This window comes from Pseudomonas fluorescens (assembly GCF_902497895.1).
GTDB lineage: Bacteria > Pseudomonadota > Gammaproteobacteria > Pseudomonadales > Pseudomonadaceae > Aquipseudomonas > Aquipseudomonas fluorescens_BP.
Map to the genome: position 1 here is coordinate 1 of NZ_CABVHQ010000083.1, position 22,087 is coordinate 22,087.

General features: G+C 60.7%; 18 protein-coding genes and 1 rRNA gene. 4 read left to right on the top strand and 15 right to left on the bottom strand.

What is annotated here, in order from left to right:
* The 10 genes from F8N21_RS26960 to F8N21_RS27005 form a co-directional block, all read right to left on the bottom strand.
* Positions 1–536: thiamine pyrophosphate-binding protein (locus tag F8N21_RS26960; protein ID WP_263597315.1), on the bottom strand; the 536-nt coding region annotated here is incomplete at its 3' end.
* 10 nt (positions 537–546) lie between these two features.
* The gene (locus F8N21_RS26965; protein WP_150645027.1) at positions 547–2,646 is read right to left on the bottom strand and encodes an acetate--CoA ligase family protein; all 2,100 of its coding nucleotides are present in this window, start codon (positions 2,644–2,646) and stop codon (positions 547–549) included.
* A gap of 18 nt (positions 2,647–2,664) precedes the next feature.
* Complete coding sequence (locus F8N21_RS26970) at positions 2,665–3,825, bottom strand: acyl-CoA dehydrogenase family protein (protein WP_150645028.1); 1,161 nt, start codon at positions 3,823–3,825, stop codon at positions 2,665–2,667.
* A gap of 52 nt (positions 3,826–3,877) precedes the next feature.
* Positions 3,878–4,669: an enoyl-CoA hydratase/isomerase family protein gene (locus tag F8N21_RS26975; protein WP_150645029.1), complete on the bottom strand. Its 792-nt coding sequence runs from the start codon at positions 4,667–4,669 to the stop codon at positions 3,878–3,880.
* Between the two features lie 354 nt (positions 4,670–5,023).
* Positions 5,024–6,430, bottom strand: a complete 1,407-nt coding sequence (locus tag F8N21_RS26980; protein WP_150645030.1) for an amino acid permease — start codon at positions 6,428–6,430, stop codon at positions 5,024–5,026.
* Positions 6,431–6,641: 211 nt separating this feature from the next.
* Positions 6,642–8,918, bottom strand: coding sequence for an ATP-binding protein (locus F8N21_RS26985; RefSeq protein WP_150645031.1), 2,277 nt, complete (start codon positions 8,916–8,918; stop codon positions 6,642–6,644).
* Positions 8,915–9,688: a substrate-binding periplasmic protein gene (locus F8N21_RS26990; RefSeq protein WP_150645032.1), complete on the bottom strand. Its 774-nt coding sequence runs from the start codon at positions 9,686–9,688 to the stop codon at positions 8,915–8,917. Before F8N21_RS26990 ends, F8N21_RS26985 begins: the two co-directional genes overlap by 4 nt.
* A 5-nt stretch (positions 9,689–9,693) precedes the next feature.
* Positions 9,694–10,416 carry a response regulator gene (locus tag F8N21_RS26995; protein ID WP_150645033.1) on the bottom strand — a complete coding sequence of 241 codons (723 nt, stop codon included), beginning with the start codon at positions 10,414–10,416 and terminating at the stop codon, positions 9,694–9,696.
* A gap of 91 nt (positions 10,417–10,507) precedes the next feature.
* Positions 10,508–11,155 carry a TetR family transcriptional regulator C-terminal domain-containing protein gene (locus F8N21_RS27000; RefSeq protein ID WP_150645034.1) on the bottom strand — a complete coding sequence of 216 codons (648 nt, stop codon included), beginning with the start codon at positions 11,153–11,155 and terminating at the stop codon, positions 10,508–10,510.
* A 356-nt stretch (positions 11,156–11,511) separates the two neighbouring features.
* The gene (locus tag F8N21_RS27005; protein ID WP_412071679.1) at positions 11,512–12,297 is read right to left on the bottom strand and encodes a class II aldolase/adducin family protein; all 786 of its coding nucleotides are present in this window, start codon (positions 12,295–12,297) and stop codon (positions 11,512–11,514) included.
* A 297-nt stretch (positions 12,298–12,594) separates the two neighbouring features.
* On the opposite strand from F8N21_RS27005, the gene F8N21_RS27010 reads away from it, so the two are divergent.
* A complete protein-coding gene (locus F8N21_RS27010; protein ID WP_150645036.1) occupies positions 12,595–14,556 on the top strand; it encodes an FAD-dependent oxidoreductase in 1,962 nt (653 codons plus the stop codon).
* A 105-nt stretch (positions 14,557–14,661) separates the two neighbouring features.
* Complete coding sequence (locus F8N21_RS27015) at positions 14,662–15,279, top strand: helix-turn-helix domain-containing protein (protein WP_191624414.1); 618 nt, start codon at positions 14,662–14,664, stop codon at positions 15,277–15,279.
* 36 nt (positions 15,280–15,315) lie between these two features.
* Here F8N21_RS27015 and F8N21_RS27020 read toward each other — a convergent pair whose 3' ends face one another.
* Complete coding sequence (locus F8N21_RS27020; RefSeq protein ID WP_150645037.1) at positions 15,316–15,624, bottom strand: class I SAM-dependent methyltransferase; 309 nt, start codon at positions 15,622–15,624, stop codon at positions 15,316–15,318.
* A gap of 229 nt (positions 15,625–15,853) precedes the next feature.
* A complete protein-coding gene (locus F8N21_RS27025; RefSeq protein WP_150645038.1) occupies positions 15,854–16,849 on the bottom strand; it encodes a GlxA family transcriptional regulator in 996 nt (331 codons plus the stop codon).
* 112 nt (positions 16,850–16,961) lie between these two features.
* On the opposite strand from F8N21_RS27025, the gene inhA reads away from it, so the two are divergent.
* Entirely contained in the window at positions 16,962–17,651 is a 690-nt protein-coding gene (gene inhA / locus F8N21_RS27030) for an isonitrile hydratase (RefSeq protein WP_150645043.1), read from the top strand.
* Positions 17,652–18,217: 566 nt separating this feature from the next.
* On the top strand, positions 18,218–18,622 hold the full coding sequence (locus tag F8N21_RS27035) for a GFA family protein (RefSeq protein WP_150645039.1): 405 nt from the start codon (positions 18,218–18,220) through the stop codon (positions 18,620–18,622).
* A 294-nt stretch (positions 18,623–18,916) separates the two neighbouring features.
* Here F8N21_RS27035 and F8N21_RS27040 read toward each other — a convergent pair whose 3' ends face one another.
* The 3 genes from F8N21_RS27040 to rrf all read right to left on the bottom strand — a co-directional run bounded on the left by F8N21_RS27040 (position 18,917) and on the right by rrf (position 22,081).
* Positions 18,917–19,375, bottom strand: coding sequence for an SRPBCC family protein (locus F8N21_RS27040; RefSeq protein ID WP_150645040.1), 459 nt, complete (start codon positions 19,373–19,375; stop codon positions 18,917–18,919).
* A gap of 397 nt (positions 19,376–19,772) precedes the next feature.
* Positions 19,773–21,677 (bottom strand): penicillin-binding protein 2, encoded by a 1,905-nt coding sequence (gene mrdA, locus F8N21_RS27045; RefSeq protein ID WP_150645041.1) that lies wholly within the window; start codon positions 21,675–21,677, stop codon positions 19,773–19,775.
* A 288-nt stretch (positions 21,678–21,965) separates the two neighbouring features.
* A 5S ribosomal RNA gene (rrf, locus tag F8N21_RS27055) occupies positions 21,966–22,081 on the bottom strand.
* Between the last annotated feature and the right edge of the window lie 6 nt (positions 22,082–22,087).

Below are 22,087 nucleotides of genomic sequence, written 5' to 3' on the forward strand. Positions count from 1 at the left end.
CTCCAGTCACGTGTCACGGGCGCGGCCAGCACATCCAGCGGCACCGAAATATGCACCGGGCGCGGACGCTCGCTGTCGAACACCGCATAAGCGCGGGCAATCAGTTCGGGCAAATCCTCGGCACTCAAGGCCACCGCCGAGAACGCGGTGATCGGCGCGGTCATGGCGCGCTGATCCTGGGTTTCGTGCAGGCAGCCCCAGCCTTTGCCAAGGGTGGTCGTATGGTTGACGCTGGAAATCACCAGCATCGGGATCGAGTCGGCGTAGGCCTGGCCGATCGCGGTCGCGGCATTGGTCACGCCGGGGCCGGTAATGATGAAGCACACTCCAGGTTTACCGCTGACCCGCGCATAGCCGTCGGCCATGAACCCGGCCCCTTGCTCATGGCGGGTCAGCACATGGCGAATGCCACTGCCGGGCAAGCCGCGATACAGCTCCAGGGTATGCACGCCGGGAATGCCGAACACGGTGTCGACGCCGTAATTGGTCAACAGGCGCACCAGGGTCTGGCCGCCGGTCAAGGTTTTGCTTTGCATGCTCAGATCCTCAGGCTTGGCCGAGGCGTATCAACGCATCGACCGCAGTGGTGCCGTGGGCACCGACCAACAATGGGTTCACATCGAGTTCGAGCAACTGCCCGGCGTTCTCACAGGCGTAGTCCGCCACGGCGCGGATCGCCGCCACCAGCGCGTCCAGATCCGCCACTTCGCGACCACGAAACCCCTGTAGCAAGGCGGCACTGCGCAGGCTCAGCAGCGCGTTGCGAATGGCCCCGTCAGTGGTCGGCAACAACAGGCTGCGGCTGTCCTGGAGCAGCTCCACCAGAATCCCCCCGGCACCGATGACCAGCGCCAGGCCAAACCCGGTTTCGCGCTTGATACCCACGATCAACTCGGCCAATGGCGGGGTTGCCATGCGCTCCAGCAGCACCTGATCGAATGCCACCCCCGGTGCGTAGTCGGCGATCCGTGCGCGCATCTGTTCCAGAGCGTCGCTCAAGGCCTGCGGATCGCGCAGGTTCAGTGCCACGGCTCCGGCTTCGGTCTTGTGCGGCAGCTCGGCGCTGACCGCCTTGAGTACCAGTGGATAACCCAGCGAATTCGCTGCGCTCAATGCCTCGCCCGGAGTGCTCAACAAGCCTTGCGGAATCGGCAGGCCAAAGGCGCGCAATGCCTGTTTGGATTGCCATTCATCGAGCAGTTGCCCCTCGCCTTCCTGCGCCTGCGGACAAAACGGCACCAGCGCCGACTCACCCAGCGCGAGCAAGGCCTGACGATTGCTCTGATAACCAGCGATCCGGCCCCAGGCGGCCAAACCATCTTCCACACCTTGCAACGCCGCCACACCATGGGCGTGCAAACGTTCACGGGCGCTGGCCGGCAGCAGTTCGGGAAAAGCCGAGGTGACGAAACCGGTCTTGCCGTGACGGGTCAACGCCGCGCGATACAGCTCCAACAGCAGATCACATTCCTTGCGTTCGCCGGTCGCTTCAGAGGGGTAATCGAGCACCAGCACCGCGGCGTCGGCTTCGGTGCGCAGGGCGCTGTCGAGCATCTTCTCCAGCGCTTCGCGGTCACCCCAGATTGCCGTGGTGAAATCCAGCGGGTTCACCAGATTGGCGTAGCTCGGCAGCACCTGATCCAGTTCTACCCGCTGGCTTTCATCGAGTATGGGCAGGCTCAAATCGTTGCGTTCGGCATAGTCGGCAATCAACCCCGCATCGCCACCGGAACAGGCCAGGGCGATCAGGCTATTGCCTGCTGGTAGATTGCCGCAGGCAGCGGCTTTGAGAGTCTCGACAAAACTCACCGGGCCGCTGACGCGAATCACCCCGAGGCGCTCGAACAGGCTGTCGTACAACACATCGGAGCCGGCCAGGGAGCTGGTGTGGCTGAGGGCCAATTCGGCGCCGATCTGCGACACCCCGGTTTTCAGCGCGATGATCGGAATACCTTTTTCCAGCGCCTTGTGTGCCGCGCGAGCAAAGCCTGGAACGTTCTTCAGCCCTTCCAGATGCAGGCCGATCGCCGTGACGCGCGGCTCGTCGAGCAGCACATCCATCAGCTCGGCGATGCCCAGCTGCGCCTGGTTGCCGACTGAAGCCATGTAGGCCACTGGCAACGAGCGGTCACTCATGGACAGGTTGTAGGCGAAGTTGCCGCTCTGGGTCAGCACTGCGACGCCCTTCTCCACTGTTCTGCCGCCATGGGCGACTGGCCACAGTGCCGAGCTGTGCAGGTAATCGAGCAAGCCGTAGCAGTTGGGGCCGAGCAAGGCCATGTCGCCGGCCGCCTTGAGCAGTTGGTCTTGCATAGCCTGGCCTTCAGCGCCGGTTTCGGCGAAACCCGAGGCGTAGCAAATCGCCCCGCCCGCCTCCTTGGCCGCCAGTTCGGCGACGCAGGTCAAGGTCAGCTCGCGGTTGGTGGCGATGAACACCGCGTCCGGGCCACACGGCAGCTCTGCCACGCTGCGCACACAGGGCACGCCTTCGAGGCTGTCGTGCTGTGGGTTGACCAGCCACATCTGCCCTTGATAACCGCCCTCGGCACAGCGCTTGAGGGCACGGGCCATGCTCCGGCCGCCGATGAATGCCAGGTGGCGCGGCGCGAGCAGGCGTTTGAGGTTGTCGCGAATCTGTTGGGACATATCCGTTCTCCGACCCGATCAGCGCAGCAGCGGCCGCAGCAGCTCGCGGGAAATGATGTGGCGCTGGATCTCCGAGGTGCCTTCCCAGATCCGCTCGATCCGGGCATTGCGCCAGATGCGCTCGACCGGGCCTTCGTCCATCAAGCCCATGCCGCCGAAAATCTGCACCGCTTCGTCGGCTACGCGACCGAGTACTTCACTGGCGAACAACTTGGCCATGCCGGCTTCGCCATCGGTCATGCTGCCCTGATCCATTTTCCAGGCGGTGTGCAGGGTCAAGAGTTCGGCTGCGCGGATTTGCGTGGCCATGTCGGCCAGCTTGAACGAGACCCCTTGATAGGTGCCGATGGGTTGGCCGAACTGCTTGCGATCCGCCGCCCATTGCAGTGAAACGTCCAGCGCCCGCTGGGCCTGGCCGACACAGTTGGCGGCAACCATCACTCGCCCGGCGGTCAGCCAGGCGTTGGCCACTTCCCAGCCCTTGCCGACTTCGCCGAGCACCTTGGAGGCCGGTACGCGGCAATCGTCGAAGAACATTTCATAGGTGTGATAACCGCGGTTGCTGACGCATTTTGGCCCGCGGCGGATGGTCATGCCCGGCGTGCCTCGGTCGACCAGGAACGAGGTCACGGCGTTGCGTTGGCGACCGTTGTGTTCGTAGGTATCGGTCACGGCGAAGACAATCGCGAAATCGGCGTACCCGGCATGGCTGATGAAGTGCTTACTGCCGTTCAACACAAAGTCGTCACCGTCACGTACCGCGCGGGTCTTGATCGCATTGGCATCGGAACCGGCGCCCGGTTCGGTGAGGGCGAAGCAGTCGATCTTTTCGCCCTGGATGCACGGCAGCAGATAGTCCTGAATCTGCTGGCCGGTGCAGGCCATGAGGATTTTCGACGGGCGTGCGACGAACACATGCAGTGCCCACGACACCTTGGACAGTTCGCGTTCGATCAACGCCTGGGACAGGTAGTCGAGCCCGCCGCCGCCAACTTCTTCCGGCATGTTGAAAGCATAGAAGCCTGCCGCCAGCGCCTTGCCGCGAATCTGTGCGGCGAGCTCCGGGGAAACTTCATCGGCGCGATCGACCGCTTCTTCATGGGGCAGCAGTTCCTTGGCGACAAAACTGCGAACCGCGTCCACCAACATTTCTTGTTCTTGGGTCAGCTGGAAATTCATAACGCTACCTGTTCTTCGATAATCGTTTTATTCGTGAGCTGCGATGCCGGATTTATTGGCCAATAAAGACCGGCGGGCGTTTTTCCATCGCCGCGCGCAAGGCTTCGGCGCCGTCTTCACTGCGACCACAGAGCAAACCGGCGGCGAGTTCCGCGCTCAGTTGTTCCGGCAGGCTGCGCCGGGCGCCTTCGCGCATCAGTTTCTTGGTCTGGGCAAAGGCGAAAGTCGGGCCGCTGGCCAGGCGCGCGGCCAGTTCACCGGCCACGCTCAGCAGTTGCTCATCGGCGCAGACTTCGCTGACCAGGCCAGCAGTCAGGGCGCGATCGGCACTCCAGAGTTCATCGAGGAACAACAGACGCTTGGCCTGCTCGGTACCGATCAGACGCGGCAAATGCCAGCTGGCACCGGCGTCCGGCGAGTAGGCCATGCTGGTGTAACCGGCCTTGAAGCGAGCGGACTGTGCGGCAAGGCGCAAGTCGAAGCACAGGGTCAAATCCATCCCGGCGCCGACGGCGGTGCCGTTGATCGCGGCAATGCTCGGTTTATCGAGGCTGTACAGACGGCTCATCATGGCGTGGGCGGTTTCGGTCCAGCCGTAGCTTTCCAGCGCACCGCGTGCCTCTGCTTCGGCCCATTCGGCGAGGTCGGCACCGGCACAGAAACTGCGACCAGTACCGGTCAGCACGATCACCCGTACAGCCGGATCGGCGTTGAATTGATCGAGCAAGGCGTGAAGGCTTTTCAGCGTCGGAATGTCCAGCGCATTGCGTTGCGCGGCACGGTTGAGGGTGATCCAGGCAACGCCCGCTTCGACCTGACTGAGCAGAGAAGATTGAGTAGTCATACGAGTCCTCGAATTGTTGTGTTTGGCATAAGGGGGGAGCGACATGGCGACCATACTAAACGACTGTTCAGTAAGGCGGCAATCCTGTGGCCGGGGCACCTGTAACGGCCTTAAAACATCAATAACTTATTGTTTTAAAAGAGAATAATTAGATATTTCGAATACCCGCCGGAAAAGTTGTTACATCTTTGAACAACTGAATACGGGGGCTGTTTGCGAGGTCTTGAGGTCGAGGAGATCAAATGTGGGAGCGAGCTTGCTCGCGATGAGGGCATAACATTCAACAATGATGTTGACTGTCAGTCCGCTATCGCGAGCAAGCCCGCTCCCACATTTAGCCCTTCGTTTGTTGGCTTAAACCGTCGCCTGCGCCATTGCAGCTTGGCGTTTGCCATTGGTCACGAAGTAAGCGCCGTAGCAGAGGGCGATAAAGCCAAAGCCCCAATACAGCGACGGACGCTGTGTCTCGTCCAGCGCCAGGAACACAAACAGCGAGCAGCACAGGGCGATGCACAGCAGCGGCAGGAACGGGAACCAGGGTGCGCGATATTTCAGATCGCTGAGCTTGCCGCCTTCCTTGATGTAGGCGCGACGGAACTTGTATTGCGCCAGGGCGATCACGATCCAGGTCACGGTACCGGCCATGCCGCTGACGGCCATCAGCACCATGAATAGGGTGTCGGCGGCAATGAAGCTGGTCAGCAGCGACACCAGGGCAAAGCACAGGGTGATGCTCAGCGCCCGTAACGGCACGCCGCGAGAGCTCAAGGGCGAGAGGCTTTTCGGTGCCATGCCGGTTTTTGACATCGCCCAGAGGATCCGCGTCGAGGCGTACAGGCCGGAGTTACCCACCGAGAGAATCGCGGTGAGGATCACGAAGTTCATCAGGTCGGCGGCATAAGGGATGCCGACCATGTCGAACACCTGCACGAACGGACTTTCCATCAAGCCAGCCTGTTGCCATGGAACAATGGCCGACAGCACCACGATGGCCAGCACATAGAAGATCAGCACCCGGAACACCACGTTGCGCACCGCCTTGGGGATGCTCTTCTCCGGCTGGTCGGTTTCGCCAGCGGCAACCCCCATGATTTCACAGCCCTGAAAGGCATAGACCACGGTCATCATCACCGCGAACACCGCCGACAGACCGTTGGGGAACAGCGAGTCGCCGATCAGGTTGGTCATCATCGGCGCCGGGGCGCCGCTGGTCAGCGGTATCGCGCCGAAAATCACCAGTACACCGACGATGATAAAGCCGAGGATCGCCGCCACCTTGATTCCCGAGAACCAGTATTCTGCTTCACCGAAGGCGCGAGTGGCCAGGGCGTTCAGCCCAAACAACACCACCACAAAGAGTGCCGACCAATACCAGATCGGGATATCCGGGAACCAGCGCACCATCAACATGCCCGCCGCGGTGAATTCCAGGCCAACCGTGGTCGCCCAGCTCATCCAGTACACCCAGCCGATCATGAAGCCGGTGGCCGGCCCGATGTATTGGGTGGCATGGGTCTGGAACGAGCCGGACACCGGCATCTGCACCGACAGCTCGCCGAGGCAGACCATCACCAGGTACATCAGGAAGCCGGCCACCAGATAAGCCAGAATCGCCCCCATTGGACCGCCCTGATTGATAGTGACGCCCGAGCCCATGAACAGCCCGGTGCCGATGACACCGCCCAGCGACAGCATGAAAATGTGTCGGCTTTTCAAGGCCCGGGTCAGCTGTATGCCTTTAGGTTCGATAGATTCGCTCATGACGGCACCTCTCAAGACTGGGCGAGGTGCGCAGCGGGTGACAGGAGGTCATCGCGCGGGGAAAGATCAGCTTTGCGGCAGTTCATTATTATTATCTCCAATAAGCTTCGAAGACCGCGTCCGGCGCGGTTGTGCCGATTATTGGAAAGCCATGTAAGTTCGCGTTGAAGCTGAAGATCAAAGTTGTAAAAAGTCGTAACGATTTTGTATGTCAGGCGCTCAACACCTCCGCCAGCACCCCTTGCGAATCCTGCAACACCCCATGAAATCGGGGCACCAGCGCCTGCACCGCCGCAGTGTCGTTGCTCAATGCGGCCTCCTCGAGGGCTCGCAAGACTTCGGCCAAGGCGCGGAACCCCAGTGAATCGCTGCTCCCGGCCAAACGGTGGGCCAGGTGCGCAACCTCGGTGCAGTCATCGGCTTCAATGGCTTCCGTGAGCGCCACGCGGTGCTGGGCAATCGAGTCGCGCAACACCCTCAGCAGGCCCTGCAGTTTCTGCTCGCCGAGCAGGCTGCGATGGGTGTGCAGCAACTGCCAGTCCATCAGCTGCCAGCCCTTCACATGAGTATCCAGCACCGGCTCGGGCGTGGGTGATGCACCGGCCAGCGCCTGGCGCAGGTTTTCCAGCTTCAGCGGTTTGGCGAGAATGCCCTGCATGCCGGCATCCAGGTAGCCGCGAACCAATGCCGGCTGCACACTGGCGGTCAGGGCGAGAATGCGACTGTGTCGATTAGGTCCCGGTGTGCTGCGGATCAGCTTGCACAGTTCGACGCCACTCAAGCCCGGCAGATGCACATCGAGCAGGATCAACTCGAAGGATTGCCTGCGGCAGAGTTCCAGGGCTTGCTCGGCATCTTCCACGAGGCTGACCCGATGTCCGTCGCGCTCCAGCAAGCCGCTGACCACCTCGCGGTTCAGCGCCACATCTTCGACCACCAGAATGTTCAGGGCCCGACCCGGCGCAGTGGCAAGCGCAAGATTGGCCGCAGCCAAGGCCGGTTGCAGAGTCAGTTCGAACCAGAAGCAACTGCCCTGCCCTTCCTTGCTGTCGACACCGATGCGTCCGCCGAGCAACTGCACCAGGTGTTTACTGATGGCCAATCCGAGACCGGTGCCGCCATAACGCTGGGCCACGTCTTCGCTGGCCTGGGTGAAGCGCTGAAAAATCTTTTCCTGCATCGACGCCGCGATGCCGATGCCATTGTCGATCACGCTGAACCGCAGGCGTTGCCCTGTGGGCTGGTCGCCTGCCGCCAGTAGCACGACTTCGATTGTAATGTGTCCGGCCTCGGTGAACTTGATGGCGTTGGCCAACAGATTGCTCAGCACCTGACGCAAAAACTGTTCGGCGCCATGGCAACGATCGGCGACCTGCGGATCAACCCGACAATGCAATTGCGTGCCGTTGCTCAGCCCTCGTGGTTCAAGCAGCGTGAGCACCTCATCGAGCAGTTGCCTGAGAGAGAAGTCGACCCGCTCCGGATGACTTTCACCCTCCTCCAGCCGGGCGAAATACAGCACTTCATTGAGAATCGTCAGCAGCCCTTCGCCGGCTTTGTACAGCGCTTCCAGGCGTTTGCCATCGCGCTCCTCGAGGCTGGCGCCGCGCAGTAATTGGGCCATGCCGAGAATGCCGTTGAGTGGAGTGCGCAGTTCATGGCTCATGGTCGCCAGAAAGCGCGACTTGGCGAGGTTGGCCGCTTCGGCCTCATCCTTGGCGCGCAGCAGACTGGCCGTGCGCCGCTCGACCATTTTCTGCAGTTCGTCGCGCTTGTCCTGCAGCGCCAGACGGTCGACTTCGCGGCGATCGATATCGCTGAGAATCGCCCGGCGCATGTCATCCAGTGCATGGGCCACGGTGTCGATTTCGTCTTCGCTGCCGGTGCTGCTTTTGTCCAGGCGCAATGGCTCGTGCCAGTCACCGGCGGCAATGCGCCGGGCAAATTCGGCCATGACCTGCAAGTGCCGGGTCACCAGCCGGTAAAATAACCCCGACAGCGCCACCGCCAGACCGCAGAGGAACACGCTCATCCATAACAGGCTGGTCAGCCCGGTGGCGTACAACCGGCGATACACCGCGCCCAGGTCGATACTGACTTCCAGCTCACCCAAATGCCGTGACGGCCCGGTCGGTGGCTGATAATTCAGCTCGAAACGTTCGATGCGCAGCGGGCCGACCGGCGCGGCGCTGCCTTGCAGCAGGTCGAAATCCGGGCTGCGCAAACGCACCCGGGCCACATCGGAAAAGTCCACCAGGCCGCGTAGTTGCACATTCAACTGCTCCTGATTGAGATCCCAGAGGCTGCGCTCCAGGCTCGCCAGGTAGCCCGCGCGGATCAGCTCCATGCGCGAATCGATATCGCGCATTTCACGGCGGTACTCGAAATACAGCTGCACGGTGCTGGCGAGGATGGTGAAGCACAGGCTGAACAGCAGGATGAACAGAAGCAAACGCCGTAACAGGCCGCCAGGACTGGCGCGGCTCATTGCGCGTGCGCCGGCAGCTTGACCATGTCGCGATAGGTGGCTTCACTCTCGTTCAGCCAGCGCTCGATTTCGCCCGCGTCGACCATCCGCTGCAGTTCGGCGTCAATCGCCGGCATGCGCTCGGCCAGCGCGGAACGACGTGACACGGCGATCCGCAAATAGTCGACGCTCAATGAATTGGGTAAGGCCTGGATGTCCGCGGCGCCCGGCAGGTTTTCCACCAACAGTTGCCCGGTGCGCCGTTCCTGGGTGATGAAATCGATTCTGCCGCGAATCAGCTTGCCGAAATTCTGTCGACTGTCGGACACCCATTCGATATTGCCGTGCCGGGCGACGAAGCGATCGAAGTCCAGGCCATAGCTTTCACCAAACAGCAGGCCGCCGCGGTAATTGCCGAGGTCTTCAAGCCGTTCGAACTTCACCGGGTGTTGGCGGTTGACGAACACCGCGACCTCTTCGCGCAATACCGGCACGGTCGAGAAATGCATGCTCTGTTCACGCTGCGCCGTGCTGTAGGCCAGGACCACGTCGACCCTACCTTCGGCGGCATCCAGCAGGCAGCGCTTCCAGTTGCCGAGCACGACGATCTCGACCTCGTACCCCAGGTTGCCAAACAACCTCTTCACCACGCTGGGTGCCAGCCCGCGCACCTGTTTGCCGTCGCTCCAGGAAATCGGCGGGTAGACCGGATAATCGCAATAGCGAATTTTTTCGGTCGCCGCAACCGTTGTGCCCGTCAGGGCCAGGAGTAACCAGAGCAACTGCCACATAGGATTCAGGCAGCCACGCTGGCGGTGAACAGGTAGCCGGCGCCATGGATGGTAATGATCAATTGCGGCTCGGCGGGATCGTCATGCAACTTGCGCCGCAAGCGCCCGACCAGCACGTCGATGGAGCGGTCGTTGGGCACCCATTCACGGTTGCGGATCTGATCCATCAACTGGTCGCGGCTCAGGGTATGCCCGGTGTTGCGCAGAAACACACTGAGCAACTGGAATTCACCATGGGTCAGCAAGGTTTCGCCACCGGCATGATCGATCAAGCGCCGGCGATCGGTGTCCAGCGCCCAGGCGGCGAATTGTTTGACCTGACGTGGCTGCACCGGTGCCGACGTTGACTGCTGCAGCTGGGCATGGCGAACCCGGCGCACCAGGTTCTTCGTCCGCGACACCAGTTCACGTGGATTGAGGGGTTTGATCACGTAGTCATCGGCGCCGCATTCGAGGCCGACGATGCGGTCGATTTCGTCATTGCGCCCGGTAATCAGGATGATCCCGACTTCCGAGCGCACCCGCAGCTCGCGGGTCAGGGTCAGGCCATCCTTGCCCGGAAGACGGATGTCCAGCATCACCAGGTCGACAGCGTTGGTCGCCAGAAAGGTTTCGGCCAGCTCCGCCGTCGCGGCGCAGTGCACGTCATAGCCTTCCTGGGAAAGATAGGCGTGAAGGAGTTCGCGAATCAGCGGATCGTCGTCGACGATCAGTACCCGAGGAGTCATCGCTTAGTGTCCTGCATATGCCCGTAGGGCGCATTTCTTATTAGAGTTTTCCAGCTTCAGCGGCAGAGAGTAGCTATTGCTGAACGATCGATCAACAGCCCTTTGTCTGCAGCCGGAAACGCTGGCGCCCGCCCGCCTGCAAACCGTCGACCCAGGCTTCGCAGATCTGGATGCCCTGGCTCGGGGTAAAGGTGCCGGGGTTGAGCCCCGACTCCAGCCACAAGCCGTCGAGCAGCGCGCTCAGGCTGATGGCGGCAAGGTCGGCATCGAAGGCTTCCCAGGCCTCTTGCCGAGCCAGATCGTTGAGCACCTGGCGCAATTCGCTGCGGTATTCGCCATAGGAATGCTCATGGGCGAGATTGATTGCTTCGGCGGTCTTTACCGCGCCCCAGAACGCCAGCCAGGCATCCAGCAGTTGCGGATCCAGCAGTTCGGCCGAGAACGACGCGCGAAAAAACGCTGACAAACGCTCCCGGGCATTCGGGGCAGCTTGCTCCATGGCATCGCGTAACAAACTCATGACCCGCCCGGTGACCGCCATATAGGCCTGCGCCACCAGCTCATCCTTGCCGGAGTAGTGATGGCTGATCAACCCGACCGACACCCCCGCTTCAGCCGAGATCTTGCGGATCGAAGCCCCCTGGAAGCCATGGCGCTTGAGGCACACCAGCGTCGCCTCGATCAGGTTGGCCTTGCGCAACTCCGGCTCCATTCGGGAAAAGCGGGCTTCCTGGGTCATGGGTACATCTCCTGGAATCAGTCATAGGGCGGCTCCGACCTTGCAGCCGCAGAGCTGAACGACTGTACAACAAGAGCCCGAACTGTGGCGAGGGGGCTTTCCCCAATGCCGGTTAGTTGAGCTCTTACGCGGTCCGTAGCAGCTGCCGAAGGCTGCGTTCGGCCGCGAAGCGGTCGTAAAATCAGGCACTGCGGTATTTCAGACAATCCGTGCAAGTAGGATTTGCGACTGCTGCGGTCGAGCGCGACCCCGGTCCGAACGCAGCCTTCGGCAGCTGCTACGGGGCCAGTGCTGAGCCTGAAACCCCTTAACTGACTGGCATTGGGGCAAGCCCCCCCCGCCACAGGGTATTGCACTCAATCCCGATAACCCGGCGCCACTCGATCCGCCAACCGCAACAACGCCGCCCATGCCAACTGCATGGCATCCGGATCATTCAACTCGCCCTCCGCCAATGGCCGACCCGGCTCATTGAACTGGCGCTCGGTGTGTTCGCAAACGGCCGCCGGTGGCAGCACCAGTTCGCTACAGGCCTGCGCCGCCAATTGGATCTCGCAGGCTTTTTCCAGATAGTACATGCGCAGAAAGGCCTGGCCGACGCTTTCACCGACGGTCAACAAACCATGATTGCGCAGCATCAACACCGTCTTGTCACCCAGGTCGTGGACCAGTCGCTGCTGCTCGCCGAGATCCAGCGCCACGCCCTCATAGTCGTGGTAAGCGACCCGTTCGTAGAACTCCATGGAAATCTGATTCACCGGCAATAACCCGCACTTCAATGCCGCCACCGCGCAACCGGCCTTGGTGTGAGTGTGCAGCACGCACTGCGCATCTTCGCGAGCACCGTGGATAGCGCTGTGAATCACGAAGCCTGCCGGGTTGACCGGATACGGCGTCGCCTCCACCGCGCGTCCATCAAGGTCGATCTTGACCAGGCTGGACGCGGTGATTTCGTCGAACATCAGCCCATAGGGATTGATCAGGAAGTGATGCTCAGGCCCCGGCAGACGCACCGAGATGTGGGTGAAAATCAGGTCACTCATGCGAAAGTGCGCGATCAGTCGATAGCAGGCGGCCAGCTCCTGACGCAGGTGTTGTTCGGTCAGCGTTTGTTCGGTGGCGGAAAAGGCGGCGTGGGCGATCTGGTTCACTGTTCTGGTTCCTCTGGCTGATCGATTGCGCGAACAATAGGGTTGGACGCTCCAGGCGTCCAGCCACTGGTGGCTACTTGCTCGCCCAGGCGATGAAGTGTTCTTCGAGTTCTTCGCCGTGATCGACCCAGAACGACATTCATCGTCAGCGCCGGGTACCGCTCGAAGCTACTCAAACGATATTAAAAAAACAAGTTGATTTTTTACTGAGGGTAAATTTATATAGGGTAATAATAACAACGCCGAAAACCCGGTTTTCCGGCTTCAGCTTGCCTGGAGTACCGCACCATGCCCACTTCAAACCAAGCGTTTGCGCACCTCTTCGAACCGTTGGAGATCCGTGGCAAGCGCCTCAAGAACCGCATCATGTCCAGCGGACACGACACTTCGATGCCGACTGACAATCTGGTCAACGAGCAGTTGATCGCCTATCACCGGGCGCGTGCCGAAGGCGGCGTCGGGCTGATCGTGCTGCAAGTTGCCGGGGTGCATGACAGTGCGCGCTACACCTCCCATGTGCTGATGGCCACCGACGACGCCTGCATCGACGGTTATCGAAAACTGGCCGAAACCTGCCATGCCCATGGCACCGTGGTGCTCTCGCAAATTTTCCATCCGGGGCGGGAAATCATGGAGTCCAGCGATGGCTTGCTGGCTGTCGCCTACTCGCCTTCGGCGGTGCCCAACGAACGTTTTCGGGTCATGCCGCGTGCGCTGGATCAAGCCATGATCGACGAGATCGTCGCCGGTTATGGCGCGGCGGCCCGGCGTTTGCACCAGGCCGGGCTGGATGGTGTGGAAGTGGTCGCCAGCCATGGTTACCTTCCAGCGCAATTCATCAACCCGCGGGTCAATCAGCGCACCGACGGCTACAACGGCGACCTGCAACAGCGCCTGCGGTTTCTGCGCGAAGTCATTGCAGTGGTGCGCGACAACACTGACGAGCAATTCATCATTGGCTTGCGCATCAGCGCCGACGAGCGCGATCCCGAAGGCCTGACCGAAGACGAGTCGCTGGCGGCGGTCAAGTCATTGCAGCAGCAGCTGGATTACGTGCACATCGTCGCCGGCACTTCGGCATCGTTGGGCGGTGCGGTGCATATCGTGCCGCCGATGGCCATCGAAGCTGCCTACCTGGCCAAGGAGGCCGGAACCTTCAAGGCCAGCCTGTCGATTCCGCTGTTCGTCACCGGTCGCATCAACCAGCCGCAGGAAGCCGAACTGATCATTGCCCGCGGTCAGGCCGATGTCTGCGGCATGACCCGCGCATTGATCTGCGACCCGCAAATGCCGAACAAGACCGGTACCGGGCGCAGCGAGGATGTACGAGCGTGCATCGCCTGCAATCAGGCGTGCATCGGGCACTTTCACAAAGGCTTGCCGATTTCCTGCATCCAGCACCCGGAAACCGGTCGTGAGCTGAATTTCGGCAAGCTGCAAGCGACGACCAAACGCAAGCGCGTCATGATCGCCGGCGGCGGCCCGGCAGGGATGAAAGCCGCCGCCGTGGCCGCCGAACGTGGCCATGAGGTCACGCTCTACGAAGCCGGCTCGCAGCTTGGCGGCCAGATATTGCTCGCGCAGCTACTGCCACGGCGCAGCGAATTCGGTGGCGCCAGCACCAACCTGCAGCGGGAGATGGAACTGGCAGGCGTGCGCGTGGTGCGCAACACCCGCGTCGACCGGGCATTGGTCGAGCGCGAACGGCCAGATATAGTGATTGTTGCAACCGGTGCCGAACCCTATTGGCCGACCTTCGAACGTGGCGGCGAACTGCAAGTGGTGGATGCCTGGCAAGTGCTTCGCGACGAAGTCAAGCTCGGGTGTTCGGTACTGGTCGTCGACTGGCGTTGCGACTGGATCGGTCCCGGTATCGCCGAACGCCTGGTGCGCGCCGGCCATCAAGTGCAGCTGGCGGTCAACGGCACCCATTGCGGGGAAAATCTGCCGCTGTACGTGCGCGATCAATTGGCCGGAGAACTGCATAAGTTGGGCATACCCATTACGCCCTACGCCCGACTTTACGGCTGCGATGACAGCACCGTGTACATGCAACACACCGCCAGCGCCGAACCGATGATCTTCGAAGACATCGACACGCTGGTGCTGTGCCAGGGCCATCAACCGGTGGATACCCTCGGCGCAGAACTGCAAGGACTGGTGGAGTTCCGGCGGATCGGCGACTGCCTGGCGCCGCGTACTGCCGAAGAGGCAATTTATGAAGGGCTGAAGGTTGCCTGGGAGCTTTGAGGCTGCTTTATACTCCGGGCCTTTGTCAGCACACCCTTGCTGACTTGCAATCGACAGGCTCGAGCGTTTCAATGCGCTCGGCCAACACCCGGTTCGGAGCACGCAATGAGCAACAGCAGCAACCTGCCGCCTGCCAGCGCCGCACCCGCCAAACAGGGCGGCGCAACAGAGCCGCACTTCCTCGGCACGCGAATTCGCGGTCTGCGCAAACGCCGGGGCATGACCCTGGCCGCCCTGGCCGAGATGAGCGAGCTGACGGCGGGCTATATCAGTCAGCTCGAACGCAACCTGGCCTACCCGTCGATTCCGGCGTTGTTCAACATCGCCCGCAGCCTGGGCGTGACCATCCAGTGGTTCTTCGCCAGCGAAGCCAACACAGCGCCTGAAGACAACGGCTATGTGGTGCGCAAGAACAGCCGAATGAGCGTGCATTACGAAGACGGCATCGTTGACCAGTTGCTGACTCCGCAGCCCAATCGTCAACTGGAGATCCTGCATTCGCGCTTTCCACCAGGCACTTACAGCCAGCAAAGCTATAGCCATGAAGGCGAGGAAGCCGGCTATCTGCTCAGCGGCAGTTTCGAACTCTGGGTTGGCGAGCGCCATTTCCAGCTCGAAGAAGGCGACAGTTTCAGTTTTTCCAGCCAGGAACCCCACAGGTACGGCAACCCCGGCGAGGTTGATGCGGTGGTGATCTGGGTGATTACTCCGCCATCCTTTTGAACCAGCAAAATGCTGAACGCCCTGGCGCCAAAGGCCTCAGCGACGGGTAATCAGCCCCTGGCGGGCGATCCGCGTCAGCTGCCTGATGACTTCTGCCGCCTGCTCGGCACCGGGCGCCTGGATCACTGCCAGATCGAAACTGTCGCTGGCAAAACGCGCCAGCGACTCGCCGTCTTCGACAAACTGAATCAGAAAGGCCGAAGGACGACCGGTGCGTCGCGGCCAGCCATCGAGATAGCGCAGCAAGGTGGGCTGGTGGTTACCGCCGAGAAGGATTTTTGGATTGCGCTGGACGAGGTCCGCCGTGATCGGCGCCAGTCGGATAAGGGGGCGTAGTGCAGTCATCGTGTCGTGTCTCTGCCTCAAAAGTCTGCATGGCAGGTGAGAGGCAACACCGAACCAGCGCTTTAGCGGTATTTCGAAGCCTGTTCAGCTTCTATCGGTGACCATTCGAGTCACCTGGCGCCCCGCAAGTAGCTGTTTAAATCGGCGCATGAGCAGCATCCTAGAGAAGCCGATGGGGCGGTGTCAAGAATCTCGACCCGAAGCAACGGTGAAGGCGCTGCTGGACTTGCTAGCACACAGCTGAATCAGCCTCTTCCCCGGAAAACCTTTCCCGATAAGCCTGCGGCGTCACCCCCATGACCCGCAGGAAACTGCGCCGCAGGGTTTCCTCACTGCCAAACCCGCACTGCAGCGCCAGCCGCTTGATCGGCACGCCGGTATCACTCAACAGGCGCCGTGCGGTCTCCACCCGGATCAGCTCAATCGCCCGAGCCGGGGTCTGGCCGGTCTCGGCCCGGTAATGCCGGACAAAGCTGCGCTCACTCATCCCGGCTTGTAGCGCCAGGGTTGGAATGCCGAGATCCATGCTCAGGTGTTCGGCAATCCAGGCGTGGAGCTCGTCGAAACGGCCGCCGTGTTTTTGCAGGGCCAGGGTCACGCTGAATTGCGATTGCCCACCGGGCCGCTTGAGGAACACTACCAGTTGCCGGGCAACTTCCAGAGCCATGGCGCGGCCCAGGTCGGCGTCGACCATCGCCAGCGCCAGGTCAATGCCGGCCGTCACCCCAGCCGAGGTCCAGACCGGGCCATCGTTGATGAAGATCGGATTGGGCTCGACTCGCAGCAGCGGATGTTGCTGTGCCAGCTGTTCGCAACGGGTCCAGTGAGTGACCACCCGCCTGCCGTCGAGCCAGCCGCTGGCAGCCAATAGAAAAGCCCCGGTGCAGACTGAAGCCACGCGCCGCGATAGCGAGGCCTGCTGGCGGACCCAATCCACCAGACCGGGGTCTTCGGCCGCTGCGTAGACGCCCCAGCCTCCGGCGATGATCAGCGTGTCGCAGGCTGTGCCTTTCGCCGGCAGCGGATCGGCCACCAGCGCCAGCCCGGCCGAAGACATTACCGGCCCGCTCTGCGCGGCAATAACCCTCGGCGTATAGGGCTGCGGCAAACCTTGCTGGCGCGCCAGGTCATTGGCCGAAGCGAAGACCTGCAACGGTCCGGTCACATCGAGCAGTTGCACCTTGGCAAAGGCCAGCACATAAATGGTTTTCGGTTGGCTCGGCATGATTGGCGTAAATCGTGGGCTTATTGGCGTACGCGCCAAATCCTACGTGGATAGAGTGAAGTCGTCCACCCGTGCCGGGTGCGTGCATTTGATCGACCAAGGGGATAACGCAATGACGCTGCAGATCGGTTTCCTGTTGTTTCCACAGGTTCAGCAACTGGACCTGACCGGGCCCTATGACGTGCTGGCCTCGTTGCCGGACGTCAGCGTGCATTTGATCTGGAAGGACCTCGAACCCGTGAAGTCGAGCACTGGTCTGGTGCTGCTCCCGACCACTCGCTTCGACGATTGCCCGCCACTGGACGTGATTTGCATTCCCGGTGGCAGTGGCGTCGGGCCCTTGATGGAGGACAGCGAGACCCTCGACTTCATCAAGCGCCAGGCCGCCAGCGCGCGCTATGTCACTTCGGTGTGTACCGGCGCCTTGGTGTTGGGCGCCGCCGGCCTGTTACGCGGCAAACGCGCAACCACCCATTGGGCTTATCACGAACTGCTGGGGCCGCTGGGCGCCATTCCAGTTCACGAGCGTGTGGTCCGCGACGGCAACCTGCTGACCGGCGGCGGCATTACCGCAGGGATTGATTTCGCCCTGACCCTGGCCAGCGAATTGTTCGGCGAAGATGCCGCGCAACTGGTGCAACTGCAACTCGAGTACGCCCCTGCCCCACCGTTCGAATCGGGCAGCCCGCAGACCGCACCGCGTGTAGTGGTGGAGGAAGCCAATCGGCGTTCGGCGCAATCGCTGAAGCAGCGGGGAGAGATTGTCGATCGGGTCGCGGCCGGGCTGAGCCAAAACTGGTAACGCGGATTACTCTGGCAAACACAAACCCGGTGGCGAGGGCGCTTGCCCCAATGCCAGTCAGTTAAGGAATTTCTGGCTCCGCACATTCCCGTAGCAGCTGGCGTAGCCTGCGTTCGGCCGCGTAGCGGTCGTAAAATCGGGTACAGCGGTTTTTCAGGTTAACCGTGGCGGTAGGATTTACGACCGCTACGCGGCCGAACGCAGCCTTCGGCAGCTGCTACGGATCGCTCGTTTAACTGACTGGCATTGGGGCAAGCTCCCTCGCCACAATTAAACTCTTGCACTCTTGCACTCGCCAGCAGGCTTTTCAGCAGGCATAAAAAAACCCGCCGTAGCGGGTTTCTCAAGACCATTACGACTCCCTGTCGGCTGCATTCCATGCAATGGTCGATCATCCATGATCCTGAGCACATCCTGTGCTTCAGTTGATGGAGCTAGATTAAGCGCAATGCGCAAGCGGCAACAGACGACATAGCACCGTCCACCTGTAAGCCATTGGCCATTATGCAAGCCGCCCAAGTCACTTCTACACTGAAAGGCTCTCTAACCAGCCAGGATGAAGCATCATGCTCAAGACCTATGGTGGAAGCTGTCATTGCGGCAGGGTTCGATTTGAAGCCGATATCGACCTGAGCCGTGGCACCGGCAAGTGCAACTGCTCGATCTGCACCAAAACCCGCAACTGGAGTGTAATCATTAAACCCGATGCATTCCGCCTGCTGGCCGGCGAGGATGAATTGAGCGACTACCAATTCAATACCAGAAGTAGCCATCACCTGTTCTGCAGGCACTGCGGCGTACGTTCGTTCGGCCGCGGCCATGTTAAGGAAATAGGCGGTGATTATGTGTCGGTACAGGTGGCCGCGCTGGATAATCCTGACTTGGCGGAACTGCTCGCTGCGCCTGTTCGATATGCCGATGGCCGGCATGACAACTGGGGAGAGGTGCCCGCCGAGACCCAGCATCTGTAACCGGTCCAGACGCTGTTTTTGACCGACGAAAAAAAACCCGCCGCAGCGGGTTTCTCAAGACCATTACGACTCCCTGTCGGCTGCATTCCATGCAAATGGTCGATCATCCATGATCCTGAGCGCTTCCTGCACTTCAGTTGATGGGGCTAGATTAAGCGCAATGCGCAAGTGGCGATAGACGACATAACATCCATCACGTGTAAGCCTTTGGCTATAGTTGTGTCGTCGCCAGGGCGATAATGATCAGCTCGCCGTCAGCCAGAAAACCGCAGTGTTTCAGATACGGTGCTGAACTCAGGATGCAGCAAGGTACGTCTCGATGTTGTTCATCTGTTCATCCCAGCCCCTGCTGTTCATGCGAAAGGCTTTCAGACGACGTTCCGCGGGGATGCCATCGAAACCGGACTCCACGACCCGCAGCAAGGTGCCGCCATCCATGTCCTCGAGCTCAAACTTCACCAGCGTGGTGGGTTCCCCGGAATAGTCGACACCTGGCTCCACGGGATAGGGATGCCAGCTGAAGGAAAAAACCCGTTCGGGTTCGACTTGTTCGACCACTGCATTCCAGAGCAGATGTTCGTAGCCGGGATAGGTAATTTGCCCTTGAGTACGCTGACCAGCGACGAAACGCTGCCCTTTGAGCGCCACGCCGAACCACTCACCAAAGGCTTCGGCATCCGATAGCGCGGCCCAGACCTGCGAGCGTGGCGCCTTGAGCAGGACCTTTCTTTCAATGCGATCTGATGGGTTCATTGGCCACCTCCTGGATTCACATTAGGCCTGCTCGCCCGGAGGATCAACCTCTCTCGTTGTGAAAGACAGGTTCGGATCAACTGCTACAGGGAAAATGCCGGGTTCTTCAGTACACGACCTGTACCCACGCCATATCCCTATGTAGGAGCTGCCGCAGACTGCGATCTTTTGATCTTCGCCACACTTCGGATCTATCTTGCCTGCAGAAAAGATCGCAGCCTATCGGCAGCTCCTACACCGACCGTGTACACCTGTGAAGTCCGGGATATGCACTTCCCTACGCCGATCGTGTACACCCGTGAAACTGCGGATGTACACCTCCCCCATCAGCGCACAAATATCTGCGCCGTGGTAATCACCATATCGCCACCTGGCAGTTTGATGCTACCTCTCTGCTTCATGCTGTCGGCATGACGTGGGGAGCGCCCGGCGCTTTGCCCGGAGCGGCATATTGCGGCTTCAGGTGGCCGTCCTGATCCAGCAACCAGGCGTCCATGATCTGCCGCACCACGGGGCCGGCGACGCGACCGCCCGCCTCGCCGTTTTCAATCATTACCGAGATGACAATCCTTGGATGTTCCGCCGGGGCGAAGCCAACGAACAAGGCGTTGTCCCGATTGCGTTCCTGGGTTTTCAGCCGGTTGTAACGCTCGCCCTGTTTGATCGCGACCACTTGCGCGGTACCGCTCTTGCCGGCAATACGGTACTGCGCGCCAGCAGCCGCCGCTCGGGCAATGCCGCGCGGATCGTGCATGACCATCTGCATGCCGTGATTGACCTGCTCCCAATCCCGCGGGTCCTTAAGCAGTATGTTGGGCATCGGGTGCTCATCCACCGGTGCCACACCGTCTACAGTCCTGGCCAGGTGCGGACGATTCCATACACCTTTGTTGGCGATCAGCGCAGTCGCTTGCGCCAGTTGCAGGGGCGTTACCTGCATATAGCCTTGGCCGATGCCGAGGATCACCGTTTCCCCGGGGAACCACGGCTGGCGTCGCGTGGCGCGTTTCCACGCCTGGGACGGCATCAGCCCGGCCGACTCTTCGAACATGTCCAGCGAGACCTTCTCGCCGAGACCGAACATGGCCATGTAGTCGTGCAAACGGTCGATACCGAGCTTGTGCGCCAGGTCGTAGAAGTAGGTGTCGTTGGAGCGCATGATCGCCGCGTCCATGTCGACCCAGCCGTCGCCGCTGTGGTTCCAGTTGCGGTACTTGTGATCGAAGTCAGGCAGCTGGTAATAGCCAGGGTCAAAGACCCGGGTCTGGGGCGTGACCACGCCGGCATCGAGCCCGGCGATCGCCACTTCCGGCTTGATGGTCGAACCCGGCGCATAGAGGCCGCGCAGGACCCGGTTGAACAGCGGCCGGTCGATGGAGTCGTGGAGTGCCGCGTATGCCTTGAAGCTGATGCCGGTAACGAACAGGTTCGGATCGAAGCTCGGCTTGCTGACCATCGCCAGTACTTCACCGGTGGCCGGATCGAGTGCGACCACCGATCCGCGCCGATCACCCAGGGCCTCCTCGGCCGCTTCCTGGAGTTTGCTGTCGAGGCTCAGCACGATGCTTTTGCCCGGGATCGGATCGGTGTGCTTGAGCACCCGTAGCACCCGACCCTGGGCATTGGTTTCGACTTCTTCGTAACCGACATGGCCGTGCAATTCGGACTCGTAGAAACGCTCGATGCCAGTCTTGCCCATCGACTGTGTACCGCGGTACTCCACCGAGTCCAGGACCCTGGATTCTTTCTCGTTGATCCGCCCTACATAGCCGATCGAATGGGCAAAGTGTGCGCCCATTGGATAGTGACGAATGAACTGCGGCTCGACCTCGACTCCGGGCAAGCGGAACTCGTTGACCGCCAATACGGCGATCTGCTCTTCGTTCAATTCATAAAACAGGGTCACGGGAATAAAGGGATGCCGCGCTTGTTTGAGTTCTTTGTCGAACAGCGTCCGCTCTTCAGCCGGCAGGTGCAGCAGACTGACAATCGAGTCCAGCTCGCCTTTCAAGTCGTCGGCACGCTCGCGGGTGATGGTCAGATTGAAGCTCGGCCGGTTATCCGCCAACAACACGCCATTGCGGTCGTAGATCAGGCCTCTGCTGGGGGCGATCGGCAGCACATGCACCCGGTTGTTTTCAGAGATGGTCGAGTGATAATCGAATTCGACCACCTGCAGGAAATACAGGCGGGCGATCAATGTGCAGGAGATGGCAACGACGAACAGCGCGCAAGCCAACAGCCTTTTATTGACCAGGCGAGATTCTTTCTGGTGATCCTTGAGCGGTATCGGTGCGGGCATTTCTACGGTAGCTCATTAAATGAATTGGACGCCGCTCCCTGCGCATTGAATCATCCCTTCGAAAAATGAGCTGCACCATACCAAAAAGTACCCGGCTATTTTCGGGCGTTTTCCCCGAATGGTAATCACTGTAGGAGCGAGCTTGCTCGCGATGGACTCAAGGGCGGCGCGTTTATTCAGAAAACACGCGCTATCGTTAACGTTCATCGCGAGCAAGCTCGCTCCTACAAATCGGGCGCAAAAACAAAACCCCTACCTGCATACGCAGATAGGGGTTTCGGAATTCAATCTTGACGATGACCTACTCTCACATGGGGAAACCCCACACTACCATCGGCGATGCATCGTTTCACTGCTGAGTTCGGGATGGGATCAGGTGGTTCCAATGCTCTATGGTCGTCAAGAAATTC